Raw genomic sequence first — 17,405 nt, 5'->3', positions numbered from 1 at the left:
AGCTGACGTTATTAAAAGGAATAAGATGGCGATTAAAGTACTAGTCGTTGATGATTCGAGTTTTTTTCGACGTCGCGTGAGCGAAATCATCAACTCAGAATCGCGCCTAGAAGTGATTGACGTTGCGGTAAATGGCAGAGAGGCGGTTGAGAAAGCCAAATCTCTTAAACCGGACGTCATCACGATGGATATTGAAATGCCAGTGATGGATGGCATTACAGCTGTACGTGAAATCATGGCAGCGGCTCCAACGCCAATCCTAATGTTTTCGTCCCTGACTCATGACGGGGCGAAAGCCACGCTTGATGCGCTTGATGCGGGCGCATTGGATTTCTTACCGAAAAAGTTTGAAGACATCGCACGTAACCGCGAAGAAGCGGTGTCACTGCTTCAGCAACGAGTTATTCAGATTGCTTCGAAGCGCGCTTTTATGCGTCGACCAATCACTCGCGCTGCTGCGAGTACCAGTGCGGCAGCTCGTCCACTAGGTTCAAGAACGGCTTCGCCAGCGACTCCAGCTCCTGCTCGACCGGCTGCGGCAAAGTTCCGAGCCTCTGGTAAGAAGTATCAACTGACCGCAATTGGCACGTCGACTGGTGGTCCGGTTGCTTTGCAAAAAATTCTGACGCGTTTACCGATGAACTACCCGCATCCGATCCTGTTGATCCAACATATGCCAGCAACCTTTACTGCTGCATTTGCTAGCCGTTTGAATACCTTGTGTAAGATTCAAGTGAAAGAAGCACAAGATGGCGACGTCTTGCAGCCAGGTGTGGCATACCTGGCTCCAGGTGGTAAGCAAATGATGGTGGATGGTCGATCAGGGGCTGCTCGTCTTCGTATCATTGATGGCGGCGACCGCATGAACTACAAACCATGTGTGGATGTGACTTTTGGTTCTGCAGCCAAAGTGTACGGTGACAAAGTGCTCTCTTTAATACTGACTGGCATGGGTGCAGACGGTCGTGAAGGTGCTCGTATGTTGAAGTCTGCAGGCTCAACTATTTGGGCTCAAGATGAAGAAAGTTGTGTTGTTTATGGTATGCCCCAAGCTGTTGCTAAAGCAGGCATTTCTTCAGAAGATTTACCGCTTGACCGCATTGCTGAACGCATGTTGGTGGAAGTTGGCCTAGCGTAGGATTCATCATGATTGTTTGGAGTGTAGCTAACCAGAAAGGTGGCGTGGGTAAAACCACCTCAACAGTGACATTAGCGGGTTTGCTGAGTCAAAAAGGTCATCGCATACTGATGGTCGATACTGACCCTCACGCATCACTGACTACCTATCTTGGTTATGATCCTGACGCAGTAACTTCGAGCCTATTTGATTTATTCCAGTTGAAGACATTCTCTCGTGAAACGGTGAGGCCGTTAATCCTAGAGACAAAACTGGAAGGGATGGATATCATTCCCGCGCATATGTCCCTTGCGACGCTTGATCGTGTCATGGGGAATCGCAGTGGGATGGGGCTGATCTTAAAACGAGCTCTACAAGCGGTCTCACAAGACTATGATTATGTGTTGATTGACTGCCCGCCAATTCTTGGTGTGATGATGGTCAACGCACTGGCCGCCAGTGACCGAATTTTGATTCCCGTTCAAACCGAGTTTTTGGCGATGAAAGGCTTGGAACGCATGATGCGCACGTTAACCATTATGCAAAAGTCTCGTCCGGGTGGTTTCAAAGTGACTATCGTTCCAACGATGTATGACAAGCGCACCAAAGCGTCTTTGCAGACATTGATGCAACTGAAGAAAGATTACCCAAATCAAGTATGGACCTCTGCGGTGCCGATTGATACCAAGTTCCGTGATGCTAGTTTAAAGCATTTGCCAGCATCGCATTTTGCATCTGGTAGTCGTGGTGTGTTTGCGTATAAACAGTTACTGATTTACCTGGAGAGGTTAGCGTTCGATGAGCAGTAACGACGTGCTTTCCAGTGAACAAGCGCTTGATGACTACTTTAATGCGCTATTGGGTGATGAGGCTGAAGCAACGACTCTTGAGGAAGAGCTTGACTTGCTGGCTCAAGAAATATCATCTGCAGAGCCAGAGCCAGAGCCAGAGCCAGAGCCAGAGCCAGAGCCAGAGCCAGAGCCAGAGCCAGAGCCAGAGCCAGAGCCAGAGCCAGAGCCAGAGCCAGAGCCAGAGCCAGAGCCAGAGCCAGAATTGCAGTTTCAATACTCGGAGCCGGAAACATACCAGTTTCAAGAAGCGTACCCGCCAGAATTGGAAGCCCCAAATCTGGAAGATGTGCAAAGGTTATTAAGTCAGCTTGAAGCAAGCAACCCTGTAGCTGAGTTAGATATTGATAGTATTCTTGAACAAAATACGATTGATATTGCAGCAGAAATAAAAGCGGCTGAGCCAGACGTACAAACCGTTAGTGAGGCGCCCGAGTTACAAACAGTTGAAGAGATACAAGACTGGGTGATTGATGCGCCAGTTTTTGAGGAAACTCAGCCAGAACTGGTTGAACCTCAATCGGTGATTGAGCATGATGTCAATATAGAATCGAACGTTGATACCGAGCTCGAGACACAAACAGGTTCCGAAATACCAACTGACTGGGAAAGCACGAAGCGAAGTGAAGATTTTCAAGTGCTTTACTTTGATGTGAATGATGTCACGTTTGCCGTACCGCTTGATGAGTTAGGTGGTATTCATCGCATCAGCGAGCTTAACCATTTGATAGGAAAGCCCGCCTGGTATTTGGGGCTACAAACAAACCGTGAGCAGCAGTTTGATGTCGTCGATACCGCGAAATGGGTGATGGCAGATAAGCTTCGCGATGACAGTTACAAAGATAATTACCAATATGTTGTCATGCTTGGAGAGAGCATGTGGGGGCTGGCCAGTAACCAACTAATGGGTACGGAAACGCTCAATATCGACAAGGTTCGCTGGCGTGAACAGGCGGGTAAGCGTCCTTGGCTAGCGGGCATGGTAAAAGAAAAAATGTGCGCCTTAATTCATGTCCAGGCGCTCATTGACATGCTAAACGCCGGTTTAGATGTCAAATCACTGAATTAGATTTAAGTCGGGAACGACATTAACGAGGATTAACTATGTCTCAAGCTTTTGAAGTAGAAGTGAAGAAAGATGCATCGAATGACGAAGTTCTTCAGTGGGTGACGTTCCAGCTAGAAGAAGAAACGTACGGCATCAACGTAATGCAAGTTCGTGAAGTACTTCGTTATACTGAAATTGCACCCGTTCCAGGTGCGCCAGATTATGTTCTGGGTATCATCAACCTGCGTGGTAACGTGGTTACTGTTATCGACACGCGTTCGCGTTTCGGCCTGATGGAAGGCGAAGTTACAGATAATACTCGTATTATTGTGATCGAGTCAGAGCGTCAAGTGATTGGTATCTTGGTAGATAGTGTGGCAGAAGTGGTTTACCTACGTTCTTCTGAAATTGACACGACGCCTTCTGTCGGTACTGATGAAAGCGCGAAGTTCATCCAAGGTGTGAGCAACCGTGACGGCAAACTTCTTATCCTTGTGGATTTGAACAAGCTCCTAACGGATGACGAATGGGACGAGATGGCTCACCTATAATGGGCTGAATAATGATGGCTGAAGAGACTCTTTTATCTGTTCCATTCTTTGCGGGTGGCGTCGCTTTTATCGTGTTGGTGTTGGTTGTTTTGCAACTGCGCATTCGCTCGGGGTTGCAAAAGCAAGTAGACCAGCAACGAGCACAGTCTCGACATGTAGATAAAGAAGTACAAAAGTTGAGTAAGCAGTTACTCGAAGTGCGTTCGGTTGTCGTTGGTCTTGGACAAAAAGTAACGGAACAACAAGACATTATTCAGCACCTAAACGAGAGAATTCGTGAACTCGAACACGCTGATACTGATGGTCGCTTGTACAGTCGAGCTTCTAAAATGGTACAGCTTGGTGCAGATATCAATGAGCTCATTGAAGAGTGTGAACTGCCAAAAGCTGAAGCGGAATTGATGCTTTCACTACAGAAAAAACTGGCGGGAAAAGAGAAAATTCCACCACTAAGCGGTCAGCCATCAGATGATGCAGAATACCCGGCGCGTGGACGTCGTCGACGCTAAAGGTTTTAAAGCGATAAAAAGAGGTGATAAGCCTCTTTTTTTGTGTTCGGTTACTAATTATCTTTTTGCAATACAGCCCTAGATTACCTTAAGCTCTTTTCATTCTTAGCACTCGCTCCCCAAGTTAAAATGAGAGCTTATAACTACTTATAGTTAATTTTATTAAAGTGTGACGATTAATTAACAAAAATACATGAACTTACATACATCCCAGCCCTCTTATCCTGTTTTGTCATAACTAAGCTGTGCTAATATAGCGCTTCGTTCATTTTTTAGTTGAAGCTCTATGTTAGAAGTATCTAACCTGACAGCGATCCGTGATGAGAGGGTCCTGTTTGAAAACCTGCAGTTTGAAATTAAGCCTGGTGAATTGGTCCAGATAGAAGGGCGCAATGGTACTGGCAAAACTACGTTACTACGTATTGTGACAGGTTTAGGTGATAGAGAAGAAGGCATCATTAAGTGGAAAGGAGAAGAGGTTGAAAAATCTCGTGATGTTTTCCATCAAGATCTGCTGTTCTTAGGGCATCAAACTGGAGTGAAACGAGAGCTTACCGCACTAGAAAACTTACGTTTTTACCAATCTATTCAAAATAACCGCTCTTCTGACGAAGAAATCTTCACTGCTTTAACTCAAGTTGGTTTAGCCGGTCGAGAAGATGTGCCTGTAGCACAGCTTTCCGCAGGTCAGCAACGACGAGTGGCACTAGCAAGGTTATGGCTCAGTAAGCAAATTTTATGGATTTTAGATGAACCGTTGACCGCCATCGATAAGCAAGGCGTCAAAGTGCTTGAATCTTTGTTCGCAAGTCACGCTGATAATGGCGGTATTGTCGTGTTGACGACGCATCAAGATATGTTTTCGGACAGCCCGAAACTTAGAAAAATAAAGTTGGGTGATTGATATGATTCCATCTATGACCACCATCATTCGCCGCGAGCTATTGATAGCATTTCGCCGTCAGGCAGACATTCTGAACCCGCTTTGGTTCTTTATTATTGTTATTACTCTGTTTCCTCTTAGTATCGGGCCTGAACCAAATTTGTTAGCACGTATTGCAGCGGGCATTGTTTGGGTTGCCGCATTGCTATCCGCCTTATTATCATTAGAGCGTCTATTTCGTGATGATTTTCAAGACGGTGCATTGGAACAAATGATGCTAATGCCGATTCCATTGCAACTTGTAGTGGTTTCAAAGGTCATAGCACATTGGTTGTTAACAGGGTTACCTCTGATCCTAATTAGCCCATTATTGGCGGTTTTACTTTCGCTTGATTTCAATACTTGGTTATCTGTTGTACTAACCTTGATGATCGGTACACCGACACTAAGTTTTATTGGAGCTATTGGCGTGGCTTTGACGGTTGGGTTGCAAAAGGGTGGCGTTCTTTTGAGTTTGCTTATTCTTCCGCTCTACATCCCAATTTTGATTTTCGCAACATCAGCAATTGATGCCGCCGCGCTTGGTATGGCGTATAACGGTCAACTAGCAATTTTAGGTGCGATGCTAATGGGAGCAATGACGTTAACGCCTTTTGCCATTAGTGCCGCATTGAGAGTTAGTGTTAACTAACTCAATAAAGTGCCAATGAAGCGGCGCTTGATCAAAGAATTATTATTAAAGCACTGCTACGGTCTCAACCCTTTAGACAGTGTCCCTGAAGTAAGAGTGAGAACAAAACATGTGGAAATGGCTACATCCTTATGCCAAGCCAGAAACCGCTTACCGTTTGAGTGGTAAGTTTCTGCCTTGGTTTTCTGTATTGGCCCTCGTATGCTTATCGGTTGGTACGGTTTGGGGGCTTGCATTTGCGCCTTCAGATTACCAACAAGGTGACAGTTTCCGAATCATCTACATTCACGTCCCATCAGCTATTTGGTCTATGGGCGTTTATATGTCGATGGCGATTGCGGCATTTATTGGCTTAGTATGGCAAGTACGTCTATCTGATATGGCGGCACTTGCGATGGCGCCGATTGGTGCGGTATTTACCTTTATTGCTCTACTTACTGGTGCCGTTTGGGGTAAGCCAATGTGGGGCACTTGGTGGGTATGGGACGCCCGTCTTACTTCAGAATTGATTCTTCTATTTCTCTATCTTGGTGTTATTGCGCTTTATCACGCGTTTGACGATCAGAAAACAGCCGCAAAAGCGGCGGGTATTTTAGCGATCGTAGGCGTCGTGAACCTACCTATCATTCACTTTTCCGTAGAATGGTGGAACACGCTTCACCAAGGCGCGACGATCACGAAATTTGAACAACCTTCTATTTCATCCGACATGCTTTGGCCGTTATTGCTAAACATCTTTGGCTTTGCGTTCTTCTTTGGTGCAGTGACGATGGTACGTTTTCGTAACGAAATCATCAGTAAAGAAAGTCACCGCCCTTGGGTGCGCAAACTCGCAACAGAACAAACTCAGTGAGGTAATTGATTATGCATTTTGAATCTCTGAGCGACTTTTTTGCCATGGGTGGCTACGCATCATACGTATGGAGTGCGTTTGGTATTACTTTCTTATCCATGCTGATTCTTCTGATCACTAGCCTTCGCCGCGGTGATGCATTATTGAAAGAAGTGAAAGCAAAAATTGACCGTCAAGCTCGTATCGACGCAGCGAAGAACATGGAGAACACCTTATGAACCCGAGACGTAAAAAGAGGCTAGGTATCGTACTAGCGATCTTTATCGGTATTAGTGCCACCATTGGTTTGATACTTTATGCGCTTAACCAAAATATGGACCTTTTCTACACTCCAACGGAATTGGTTAATGGTAAGCCAGATGGCACCAAGCCAGAAGTAGGCCAGCGTCTGCGTATTGGTGGTATGGTGGTTGTGGGCTCGGTTCGTCGAGATCCTAATTCTTTGAAAGTGAGTTTTGACCTGCACGATGTCGGTCCTAAAGTGACGATTACTTATGACGGTATTCTTCCTGACTTGTTCCGTGAAGGGCAGGGTATTGTGGCTCAAGGTGTACTGAAAGATGCCACGACAGTTGAGGCATTTGAGGTCCTAGCGAAGCACGATGAAGAATACATGCCACCAGAAATTGCGGAAGCGATGAAGAAAACGCATGAACCGCTTCAATACAGCACAGAACAGAAACAAGGAAGCGGCCAATGATTGCTGAAATCGGTCACTTTGCTCTCATTCTTTCGCTTGCAATGGCTGTGCTGCTGAGCGTATTGCCATTGTGGGGAGCATCGAATAATAACACCATGCTCATGAACACAGCGCGACCGTTATCTTGGTCTATGTTCCTAATGCTGTTGTTCTCTTTCGCCATTTTATGTTGGGGATTTTATACCAACGACTTCACGTTACAGTATGTAGCGAGCAACTCGAATAGTCAGCTTCCTTGGTACTACCGTTTAACCGCAGTATGGGGTGCACACGAAGGTTCACTGTTGCTATGGGTTTTAATCCAAGCTGCTTGGACTGTCGCTGTAGCGACGTTTAGTCGTGGTATGCCGCAAGAGTCGGTTGCACGTGTACTTGCCGTAATGGGCATGATCTCAGTGGGTTTCCTACTGTTTATCATCTTAACGTCAAACCCATTCTTACGTACGTTGCCTTTCTTCCCGGTTGACGGGCGTGACTTGAACCCTCTGCTTCAAGACCCTGGTTTGATTGTTCACCCGCCAATGCTTTACATGGGCTACGTTGGTTTCTCGGTTGCCTTCTCTTTTGCGATCGCATCCCTAATGACCGGACGCCTTGATACGGCTTGGGCCCGTTGGTCTCGTCCTTGGACAACCGCTGCATGGGTATTTTTAACACTCGGTATCGCACTAGGCTCTTGGTGGGCTTACTACGAACTTGGCTGGGGTGGCTGGTGGTTCTGGGATCCAGTAGAAAACGCATCATTCATGCCTTGGTTAGCGGGTACCGCATTAATGCACTCTCTTGCCGTGACAGAAAAACGCGGCACATTTAAAGCGTGGACGGTACTATTGGCAATCTCTGCATTTTCGTTGAGTTTGTTGGGCACATTCTTAGTCCGTTCCGGTATTTTAGTATCGGTGCACGCGTTCGCGTCTGACCCGTCGCGTGGTATGTTTATTCTAGGTTTCTTAGTTTTCGTTATCGGTGGTTCTTTACTGCTGTTTGCCGTGAAAGGGGCGGCAGTGCGTGTACGAGGTAACTTCGACTTAGTCTCTCGTGAAAACGCGCTCTTAGCCAACAACGTATTACTTATCGCAGCACTTGTTGTGGTGTTAGTGGGGACATTATTGCCGCTCGTACACAAGCAGCTTGGTTTGGGGTCGGTTTCTATCGGTGCGCCATTTTTCGACATGCTGTTTGCGTGGTTGATGATGCCATTTGCTTTCCTACTTGGTATTGGTCCACTTATCCGTTGGAAGCGAGACAATTTATCTAAACTTGTGAAACCAATGCTCGTTTCAGGTGTGCTTGCTTTTGCTTTGGCCGCGGTATGCGTATACCTGTTTGCCGACTTCTTCTCAACCATGGCTTACATTGGCTGGGTAATGGCGATTTGGATTATTGCAATGCATGGCTTTGAACTATATGAGCGTGCAACGCACCGTCATAGCTTTAGTGAAGGCGTTCGCAAGCTGCAGCGTAGCCATTGGGCGATGATGTTGGGTCATGTTGGTCTGGCGGTATCTGTTATCGGTATTGCGATGGTACAGAACTACAGCATCGAGCGTGATGTACGTTTAGCACCTGGCGAACACTTCCAAATTCAAGGTTATGATTTCTACTTCTCAGGCCTGCGTGATAAAGATGGTCCAAACTACGATGGCTACATAGCGGATTTTGAGATCACACATGATGGCAAATACGTGAATACGCTTCACGCTGAGAAGCGCTTCTACCGTACAGCTAAGTCTATGATGACCGAAGCTGCCATTGACCGTGGAATTAGTCGTGACTTATACATTGCAATGGGTGAACGTTTAGACGACAACCGATCTTGGGCTGTTCGTATTTACTATAAACCGTTCGTTCGTTGGATTTGGGCTGGCTCTTTGATTATGGCGTTAGGCGGTGCACTAGCGATTTCAGATAAGCGTTATCGCTTCCGTAAATCTTCAAAGAAAAACGCGAAGTCAAAAGAGCAGGAGGCATAACATGAATAAGAAAATCTTATTTATTCCGCTCGTCGCTTTCATGATTTTGGCGGGCATTTTCGCAACCCAGTTAATGCGGAACCAAGAGGGCGATGATCCAACGAAATTGGAGTCGGTTTTGGTTGGTAAGCCAGTTCCTGAGTTTCACTTAGAAGACTTAGCTGAACCTGGAAAACAATACGACCAGTCAATTTTTAAAGGTGAGCCGTTGCTCTTGAACGTTTGGGCAACGTGGTGTCCAACATGTTATGCAGAGCATAAATACCTAAACGAATTGGCGGGTAAGGGCGTTAAGATCATCGGTATGAATTACAAAGATGATCGTAACAAAGCGGTAGGCTGGTTGAATGATCTCGGCAACCCGTACTTAATTAGCCTATTTGATGGTAGTGGTATGCTTGGTCTTGACCTTGGCGTTTATGGAGCACCAGAAACATTCATTATTGATGCAAATGGTGTGATTCGCTATCGCCATGTGGGGGATGTAAACCCACGTAATTGGTCAGAAACACTGGAGCCGCTTTACAACAAATTGGTTGAGGAGGCGAAGCAATGAGAAAGCTGATCCTTGCAGTTTTTGCTGCCATGACATTATCTCTTGCTGCTCACGCTGCCATTGAAGTGTACGAGTTCGATAACTTGGAACAAGAACAGCAGTTCAAAGAGTTAAGCCATACGCTCCGTTGCCCTAAATGTCAGAACAACACGATCTCGGATTCTAACGCTGAACTTGCTCAAGACTTACGCCATAAGGTGTACGAAATGACCAAAGAAGGTAAGTCCAAAGATGAGATTGTTGATTACATGATCGCCCGTTACGGTAACTTCGTGACTTACAACCCACCATTTACGGTTGCGACTGCGATTTTGTGGCTAGGGCCACTCGCTGTAGTACTGGGTGGTTTTGGTTTGATTGTGCTGCGTAGCCGTAAATCTAAAGTTAAGGCAAAAGCGAGCAGTGACGAGCAATGGGATGAGCAAAAAGAGGCTCGTTTAAAAGCATTGCTTGAAGAAGAGAACAACGGAGATAAGAAGTAATGACACTATTTTGGATTTCCACCGTTGCTCTTACGCTTATTGCTTGTGCGCTGGTGGCTTTGCCGCTGCTTAAACAAAAAGCGAACAATGATGATGTGTTACGCGATGAGCTCAACAAGGCATTTTATAAAGACCGTCTATCTGAGCTTGCAGAAGAAACCGACGAAGGGCTGGTTGAAAGCGAAGACGAACTGATTTCTGATCTAAAGCAGTCTCTCCTTGACGATATTCCGGGTGATAAAGCGCAAAAGGAAACCAAGGTTTCACCAATCGCGGTTTTAGTTCCATCGGTAATTCTGACGGTGGCGTTGAGCTATGGCTTGTATTACAAATTTGGCGCGTCAGACGATATTGTTCAATGGCAAGAAGTGTCTGCAAATCTACCTGAGTTATCGAAAAAGCTGATGTCGGCTTCTTCTGAGCCGTTGAGTGACGATGAAATGGCGGATTTGACCCTTGCCCTTCGAACTCGCTTACATTACCAGCCGGAAGACTCGACAGGTTGGTTACTGCTAGGTCGTATTGCGTTAGCAAATCGTGATGTCACGACTGCTATCGATGCGATGGAAAAGTCATATCGCCTAGAGCCCAAAGATCCTGATGTGATGTTGGGTTATGCACAAGCTCTGATGCTGTCTCAAGAGGAAATGGATCAAGCGACGGCTCGCTCATTACTCGGCAAGCTGATGCAGCAAGACTATGTCGATCTGCGTGTGTTTTCTTTGTTAGCGTTCGATGCGTTTGAGCGTCAAGACTTCCCGGCAGCCATCAAGTACTGGGGAATCATGCAGCAAATGATTGGTCCAGAAGATAGCCGCTACGAGATGTTGTCACGCAGTATTGAGAGTGCTCGTAAGCAAATGGGCGAAGCGGTTTCACCGGATAAGAGTGTCGCTGTGACAATTAATGTGGCACCAAATGCTCAGTTGGATCCAAACGCAGTTCTGATTGTGTCGGTACATCGTGCAGATGGCTCACCAATGCCTGTTGCGGCGGCTCGCTATCCGCTGGGTACTTTCCCTCGTACAGTCGTATTAGATGATGGTAATGCCATGATGCAGGGGCAAAAACTATCTTCACTCGAAAAGTTAATCGTCCGTGTGCGTGTGGACTCTGACGGTAACGTAGCAACGCGTGACCAAGATTGGCACGGGGAGAGTGACGTCGTTGAATTTGGCACGCCGGTTGAAGTGACCATTGACCAGCAATATTAATCGTTAGCGTCTGTCTCTGAAATATGACAACGGGGTAGAGTCTGTTGCCTTTAGTGGTATGACTTTAAACGATCGAGTAGAATACCGAAGGCCAGCGACTGCTGGCCTTTATTTATTCCCATATCTGAGTCATCTTTACTACGTATACTGCTCAACATACGTACAAATGTTCATTGGGTGACTTAGGTACATTAATAGTCGTTATGGAAAATAAAATGTATAACAAGGGTAAATCTACCTTCTTGTTACTGCTTGCAGTTGGACTGGTTGGCTGTTCAAGTGCGCCTGATGAAGCAGTAACAGGACAAGAAACAAATCAAACGACTTCTGATGTGTATGACCCGTTGGAAGGCTTTAACCGAACCATGTGGGAAATCAACTACGAATATTTAGATCCGTATTTGGTTCGTCCTGTATCACTTGCGTATGTGGAATACACGCCAGTTCCTATTCGTTCCGGTATCGCTAACTTCTTGTCGAACTTAGATGAGCCAGCCAGCATGGTTAATAACTTAGTCATGGGTAACGGCACGAAAGCCGTGGACCACTTTAACCGTTTTTGGATTAACTCGACGTTTGGTATTTTCGGTTTATTCGATATTGCAAGTGCCGCGGGTATTACGAAATACGACGAGAAAGCGTTCAGTGATGCAGTAGGCCACTATGGTGTTGGAAATGGCCCTTACTTCATGATTCCAGGTTATGGCCCGTATACCTTACGTGAAGTGACAGATACCGTAGATAGTACGTATTTACCCCTCTCTTACCTCAACTTCTGGGCGAGTTTGGGTAAGTGGGCGTTTGAAGGCATGGAGAAGCGTGCTTTATTAGTACCGCAAGAAGCACAGTTAGACTCGTCGCCGGATCCATATATTCTTACTCGCGATGTTTATATTCAGCGTCAAAACTTTAAAGCAGAAGTTGAAACGGTGGAAGAAGTTAACATCGAAGAAGAAGAGTATTTAGACGAATACCTAGAAGACTTTTAAGCGCTGTTCTTTACAATATACAAATAAAAAAAGGCTTAGCTGATGCTAAGCCTTTTTTGTATTTTTGCTGTTTGGTTAGAAACGGTAGTTTGTTTGAACACCGATTAGCCAAACATTACCCGTAGTTTCGCCTACGAATTGGCCGCCGACTTGTTCTGCAGCGTCGTCTGACTTGTAACCACGAGACTCAACGATTGGTGCGTCTTTCGCGAAAATATAGGTGAAGCCAGCGTCTAGGCTGAAGTCTTTTGTCCAATCGTACGTTGCACCAATACTTATCCAAGTACGGTCAGTTTCTGGAATAGTGATCGTACGGTTTTTGTCGCTTACCGCTGAAGTATCGTATGCAATACCAGTACGTAGCGCTAGCTTAGGATCAAGCTGGTAAGTGGCACCAACAGCAAAGCGGTAGTTATCTTCCCAGTTTTCTACTTTAACCATATGCGTGCCAGCGGTATCTAGGCGTGCTTCCAATTTCTCGAAAGAGCTCCAATCCGTCCAGTTAAAGCTTGCGTGTAACGCAAGTTGGTCTGTTACTTGGTGGAAGCTTGCCAACTCAGCCGTTGCAGGCAGGTTTAGGTACATGTAGCCGTTGTCACGTAGTTGTGGAAGCTCAGAAGTACCGAAGCCAAAACCTAGACCTTCAGCATGGCCTTCAAGCTTCAGTTCAACTTCAGATTTGTACGCGAAGCCGATACGGTTATTTTCATTGATCTGCCATGCAGTACCAACTTGCCAGCCCCAAGCGGTATCGTCACCTTCCATGTATTTTAGAGCGGTACCTTGAGGAACACTGATAGGATCGCCAGTTAAAGGGTGCTTTCCTACAACGTTATTCTTAGGAGCTGCTGCGCCAAAGCTGCCTTCGCCGATGATGTAACGGATACCACCACCAACGCTGATTGATTCATTGACTTTGTAAGCTGCGTTTAAGTTCGCTTCCATTGTCGTTACGCTTGCTTCGTTACCGAAGTGTGATGCACCAAAGCCTTTACCTAAATCGGTTTCCATACCGTAGTTGGTGCCAAATGCCAAACCAATCGCGAATTTCTCATTGTATTGGTGTGATAGGTAGAAGTTTGGAATGATTGCATCATGTGCGAAATCATCTGAAGATGCAGAAGAAGTACTACCGTGGAAGTTTACATCACCTTCAATATCAATATTTGGGTTCACATAGATTGCACCAACGGACACTTGAGTGCCTTCCAAATAAGTTAGCATTGCTGGGTTACGCCATTGTGCACTTGCGTTGTCAGCCATTGCTGCTTCACCAGCATATGCTCGACCTAGGCCTGTTGCAGAATATTCAGCAAGTTGGAAACCTGCTGCGTTAGCCATGCCCGTTGTGCCAAGTAGGCTTAATGCCACTGCTGTTGATAGAAGAGTCTTGTTGGTTTTCATTCGAATGTTCGCTGATTTGTTTATAACGTGGGACGAAAGTTTAAAGGTAGAGTTTTTACTTTAGAAATGAAAATCCAGCACAAGCATTCATTTGGAATATTATGCTTTCAAGTGTTGTTTGGGTGGTTTAATAATCTAACTGTGAAGGGGTTGTAAATGGAATTCAGCGAACAGCTGTGCGTCCTAATTGTGAGATTTAGATACACGTGTTCACTCAAATTGAGTGGGCAATAAATCGCAGATATGAAAAAAGGCTGGAAATCCAGCCTTTTATATAAAGTATTTTTCTACTAACTAACAGCGAAGCGCTTAGAAGCTATGGCTGTATTGTAAGCCGAATAGAATTGCGTCAGCATGAGTTGTTGCTGTTACACCGGTAGAAAGACCAGGAACTAATTGAGTATTCTCATTAACTTTTACATCTTCACCTAACAAGTATGTGAAGCCAAAATCGATGTTTGAGCTATTATCAATATGGTAAGAGAAACCTGTTGAGAACCACTGGCGATCTGAATCTGGTACCGAGATAGACGTTACTTTATCTTGAGCGCTTGTGTCGTACATGTAACCAGCACGAAGTGTCCAGTTGTTGTTTAGGTAGTAAGTACCACCAATTGCGTAGTGCCAGCCATCTTGCCATTGATAGTTTTTCGAGTAACCACCTTTAAGTAAACCCTGATTTAGGTTCTCAAAATCAATTTGGTCGAAATCTTTCCAACCGATGTATTGGATGCTGTAGTGTACAGCAAACTTAGTGTCTTGGATTTTGTGGAAACCAGAAAACTCGGCCATATCTGGTAGAGGTAGCGTGATTTCCTGACCTTTGTCGTCTTTTGCTGTAAATTCAGGGCTGTAACGATACGCTAGACCAAAACGGTTGTTTTCATCTAGTTCGTACACAGTACCAACGTTGAAACCAACAGCCCAACCATCAGCTTTATCTACGTCCAGAATTTTTTGACCGCCAACCCGTGGGACTGAAGAGCTAGTTGTACGCTTCATTGTGCCTTGGCCGTAGATTAAATCTAAACCAGCACCAAAGCTCCATTGTTCGTTTAAACGGTAAGAACCCGCAAAGCCAAAGTTGAAGCTTTTTACATCCGTAAGACCACCGTACTCGGTTGCGGTATAGTTATCTGAAAATTCAGTTTTAGTGCCGAAATTAGAGTATGCGTTTACGCCCCATGCAAACTTGTCATTTACTGGAACGATTAGGTGAATGTTTGGAGCTATTGACGTATCACCCACATCATCAGTGTCAGCAACATTTACAGTACTAGAACCCAAAGGAGTATTAACGTTATATTTCGCATCTTTCACTTCAATCATTGAAGTAATGCTTTCGAAACCTAGCGAAAGCTCCATTTTATCAAATAGAGCCATTGCTGCTGGGTTACGAGCCATTACTGCGGCGTTATCTGCGATTACTGCATCACCAGCAAATGCACGGCCGATGCCAGTTGCTGATTGAGCGTTGATTTGGAAACCCGCTGCCATCGATTGACCTGAGGCAAAAGCTACCGTTACTGCTAGGAGAGTCTTTTTAAACAGACGCGTGTTCTGAGTCATTTGTTTTTCCTTATTAGATTCGTCTCTTTGGACGATAAATTGAGCTTTTGCTCAGTGGCGCAGATAGTAGTATCAATAGTTGCTTGGACAAATCCGACCATTGGATAAAATTGAATAAAAATTGCAGAAATGATGTCTAAAAGACGGGAAATTGCACTTAAAATGCATAATTTAGAGTTTAAGCTCTAAATGCTATAGCGAGGGTGAATGTTTTGTGTTCTATTTATACAAAAATGCCGCTAAATAAGATCATTTAGCGGCATTTAACCTTTTGAAGGCTGGAAATCGTCGAAGTTATTACATCGGTTTAATCATTGATGCAAGAGTCGTAGCGATAGCATCAATATTTTCACCTTCTTCTCCGACTAAAATCAAGCTTGAACTCCCGACGGGCTGAACGATTCCGGTCATGCCATCCTTATTAAAGTCGGTACTTTGTTCGCTAGGAATACCAGTAATAAATAACGTTACTTTACCTTTTGGACCTTGGAATACCATATGCACCGCATTGGATTCGCCAAAACCGCAGTGGTTTAGGTAGTAAACGTGATATGGAAAGCTTTCACTAAACTGGTAATGAAATGGCGACATTTTCGCATTAATTTGCGAGCTCGGTACATCCTCATCAAGATGACGAACAAAAGGTTCTTCATGAATAACGTGTTTCATCGCGGTATCAGCTAAACTGGCTTGTGCTGGAGAAACCAAAACATTTCCCCAGTTTACTTGACCAACTAATAATCCTGCGGTGAACGCAATAGAAGCGGCAAGTGCCATTGCTTTGCGCACAAAGTTTGGTCTGACGACCTTCTCTTCATCAAGTGCACTCGACGTCTGACTAAATAAAATCTTATCAGCGAGATCTTCAGGTACATCCACATTCATGGCTTGTTTAATTTTTACGTCGAGATCCAAAATGTCATCAACAAACTTATTGTTGGTGTCGCTACCAGCTAAAGCTTGCAGAATCTCTTCATCCTTTTGTTTTGGATCCGACAAAATACGACGACGAAATTCTAAATCATCCATTCTTTTGTCCTCTCTTAGTATCTTGAGAATCCAACATCTCTTTGAGTTGATTACGAGCGCGAAATAATCGAGTCATCACTGTATTTTTATTTAAATCAAGAATGTCGCCAATCTCTTCTCCGCTGAAACCACCGACAACTTGGAGAAATAAAGGCTCGCGGTATTCAACATCGAGTTTCATGATCTGCGCTTGCAGCCATTCTTGCTGATGATGTGGGTCATCGCTGACTTTAGCATCATTGCCGTAATCATCGATATCAACTAAATCAAATTGTTTACGTTCGAAGCGGCGCGCATTTTCTCGTCTCAATATGGTGATGAGCCAAGACTTGGCTGCTTTTTCATCCTGGAGACTATCGAGTGACTTCCAAGCTCTAAGACAGGTTTCCTGAACTAGATCTTCCGCTATCGCTTTATCTTTGCACAACCAGTATGCGTAGCGATATAAGTCACGATGGTACCCTCGGACGAGCGCTTCGTATTTTCTTTGCTTGTCCATATCAGAGTTGACCGGACTGTTGGAATTTTTCTTTCCAAACATTTTTAATATGGCCACAGGAGCCTCCATCCTCGCTCTGTGAGTTTCTTATTTGTTCTGAGCATGACTTTACTTTTCAATAGCCTCGCGGTTTCGGTTGAGCGTGTGTCGTAGATAACCTCTGACACAATAAGTTATGTGGTTACTTAAAAGTGTATACGCAAATGCCAAATATCATCGAACATGAATTAGTAAAGATTGTTAACAATATCATCATTAGTAATCAATGGTTTGGATAAGTTCATTCGATGGGACATAAAAAGAGACTGCTAGCGGTGAATTTTTGAATAGGTTTGCATCGCTGAGCCTTTTAGATGTGCTTAAAGCTCGTAAAATCACTATAAAATTGATCTATTTCAAAATATCAAGCAGTGAAGGGGTTATAGTACATCTTGTCATCTCGTTAGTCATTGCGACTAACATGTTGAGCAAGATGACACTTCCTTTTGAA

General features: G+C 44.9%; 19 protein-coding genes. 15 read left to right on the top strand and 4 right to left on the bottom strand.

From position 1 onward, the window contains the following. Nucleotides 1–25 precede the first annotated feature (25 nt). From L3V30_RS01910 to L3V30_RS01840, 15 genes are all read left to right on the top strand, one after another. Nucleotides 26–1,138, top strand: coding sequence for a chemotaxis response regulator protein-glutamate methylesterase (locus L3V30_RS01910; RefSeq protein WP_237308193.1), 1,113 nt, complete (start codon nucleotides 26–28; stop codon nucleotides 1,136–1,138). A gap of 8 nt (nucleotides 1,139–1,146) precedes the next feature. After that, the gene (locus L3V30_RS01905; RefSeq protein ID WP_167426336.1) at nucleotides 1,147–1,926 is read left to right on the top strand and encodes a ParA family protein; all 780 of its coding nucleotides are present in this window, start codon (nucleotides 1,147–1,149) and stop codon (nucleotides 1,924–1,926) included. Next, on the top strand, nucleotides 1,916–3,034 hold the full coding sequence (locus L3V30_RS01900; protein WP_109169795.1) for a chemotaxis protein CheW: 1,119 nt from the start codon (nucleotides 1,916–1,918) through the stop codon (nucleotides 3,032–3,034). The genes L3V30_RS01905 and L3V30_RS01900 overlap by 11 nt, the downstream gene beginning before the upstream one ends. A 35-nt stretch (nucleotides 3,035–3,069) precedes the next feature. Then, nucleotides 3,070–3,564 carry a chemotaxis protein CheW gene (locus tag L3V30_RS01895; protein ID WP_005380507.1) on the top strand — a complete coding sequence of 165 codons (495 nt, stop codon included), beginning with the start codon at nucleotides 3,070–3,072 and terminating at the stop codon, nucleotides 3,562–3,564. 14 nt (nucleotides 3,565–3,578) lie between these two features. Beyond that, the gene (locus L3V30_RS01890; RefSeq protein WP_237308351.1) at nucleotides 3,579–4,073 is read left to right on the top strand and encodes a DUF2802 domain-containing protein; all 495 of its coding nucleotides are present in this window, start codon (nucleotides 3,579–3,581) and stop codon (nucleotides 4,071–4,073) included. Between the two features lie 286 nt (nucleotides 4,074–4,359). Beyond that, complete coding sequence (gene ccmA / locus L3V30_RS01885) at nucleotides 4,360–4,977, top strand: cytochrome c biogenesis heme-transporting ATPase CcmA (RefSeq protein ID WP_012841536.1); 618 nt, start codon at nucleotides 4,360–4,362, stop codon at nucleotides 4,975–4,977. 1 nt (nucleotide 4,978) lies between these two features. Further along, complete coding sequence (gene ccmB / locus L3V30_RS01880) at nucleotides 4,979–5,647, top strand: heme exporter protein CcmB (RefSeq protein ID WP_006741714.1); 669 nt, start codon at nucleotides 4,979–4,981, stop codon at nucleotides 5,645–5,647. A gap of 109 nt (nucleotides 5,648–5,756) precedes the next feature. Further along, entirely contained in the window at nucleotides 5,757–6,500 is a 744-nt protein-coding gene (locus L3V30_RS01875; protein WP_005394301.1) for a heme ABC transporter permease, read from the top strand. Nucleotides 6,501–6,511: 11 nt separating this feature from the next. Further along, a complete protein-coding gene (gene ccmD / locus L3V30_RS01870; protein WP_005380515.1) occupies nucleotides 6,512–6,718 on the top strand; it encodes a heme exporter protein CcmD in 207 nt (68 codons plus the stop codon). Beyond that, a complete protein-coding gene (gene ccmE / locus L3V30_RS01865) occupies nucleotides 6,715–7,200 on the top strand; it encodes a cytochrome c maturation protein CcmE (RefSeq protein ID WP_005380516.1) in 486 nt (161 codons plus the stop codon). Before ccmD ends, ccmE begins: the two co-directional genes overlap by 4 nt. Next, nucleotides 7,197–9,173 (top strand): heme lyase CcmF/NrfE family subunit, encoded by a 1,977-nt coding sequence (locus L3V30_RS01860; protein WP_005394299.1) that lies wholly within the window; start codon nucleotides 7,197–7,199, stop codon nucleotides 9,171–9,173. The genes ccmE and L3V30_RS01860 overlap by 4 nt, the downstream gene beginning before the upstream one ends. 1 nt (nucleotide 9,174) lies before the next feature. After that, entirely contained in the window at nucleotides 9,175–9,729 is a 555-nt protein-coding gene (locus tag L3V30_RS01855; RefSeq protein WP_012841537.1) for a DsbE family thiol:disulfide interchange protein, read from the top strand. After that, nucleotides 9,726–10,211, top strand: a complete 486-nt coding sequence (locus L3V30_RS01850) for a cytochrome c-type biogenesis protein (protein WP_005380519.1) — start codon at nucleotides 9,726–9,728, stop codon at nucleotides 10,209–10,211. The genes L3V30_RS01855 and L3V30_RS01850 overlap by 4 nt, the downstream gene beginning before the upstream one ends. Then, nucleotides 10,211–11,425 carry a c-type cytochrome biogenesis protein CcmI gene (gene ccmI / locus L3V30_RS01845; RefSeq protein WP_065645026.1) on the top strand — a complete coding sequence of 405 codons (1,215 nt, stop codon included), beginning with the start codon at nucleotides 10,211–10,213 and terminating at the stop codon, nucleotides 11,423–11,425. Before L3V30_RS01850 ends, ccmI begins: the two co-directional genes overlap by 1 nt. Before the next feature lie 215 nt (nucleotides 11,426–11,640). Beyond that, nucleotides 11,641–12,414, top strand: a complete 774-nt coding sequence (locus tag L3V30_RS01840; protein WP_005394290.1) for an MlaA family lipoprotein — start codon at nucleotides 11,641–11,643, stop codon at nucleotides 12,412–12,414. Between the two features lie 75 nt (nucleotides 12,415–12,489). Here L3V30_RS01840 and L3V30_RS01835 read toward each other — a convergent pair whose 3' ends face one another. From L3V30_RS01835 to L3V30_RS01820, 4 genes are all read right to left on the bottom strand, one after another. Further along, on the bottom strand, nucleotides 12,490–13,818 hold the full coding sequence (locus L3V30_RS01835) for an outer membrane protein transport protein (protein ID WP_237308192.1): 1,329 nt from the start codon (nucleotides 13,816–13,818) through the stop codon (nucleotides 12,490–12,492). A gap of 309 nt (nucleotides 13,819–14,127) precedes the next feature. After that, nucleotides 14,128–15,387 carry an outer membrane protein transport protein gene (locus L3V30_RS01830; RefSeq protein ID WP_237308190.1) on the bottom strand — a complete coding sequence of 420 codons (1,260 nt, stop codon included), beginning with the start codon at nucleotides 15,385–15,387 and terminating at the stop codon, nucleotides 14,128–14,130. A gap of 297 nt (nucleotides 15,388–15,684) precedes the next feature. Next, nucleotides 15,685–16,416, bottom strand: coding sequence for a DUF3379 domain-containing protein (locus tag L3V30_RS01825; protein ID WP_005394287.1), 732 nt, complete (start codon nucleotides 16,414–16,416; stop codon nucleotides 15,685–15,687). Then, a complete protein-coding gene (locus L3V30_RS01820) occupies nucleotides 16,409–16,984 on the bottom strand; it encodes a sigma-70 family RNA polymerase sigma factor (protein WP_029836529.1) in 576 nt (191 codons plus the stop codon). Before L3V30_RS01820 ends, L3V30_RS01825 begins: the two co-directional genes overlap by 8 nt. Between the last annotated feature and the right edge of the window lie 421 nt (nucleotides 16,985–17,405).

The sequence above is a fragment of the Vibrio sp. A1-1 genome (assembly GCF_021728175.1).
Taxonomy (GTDB): Bacteria; Pseudomonadota; Gammaproteobacteria; order Enterobacterales; family Vibrionaceae; genus Vibrio; species Vibrio diabolicus.
This window is presented reverse-complemented; position numbering and strand designations above follow the sequence as displayed.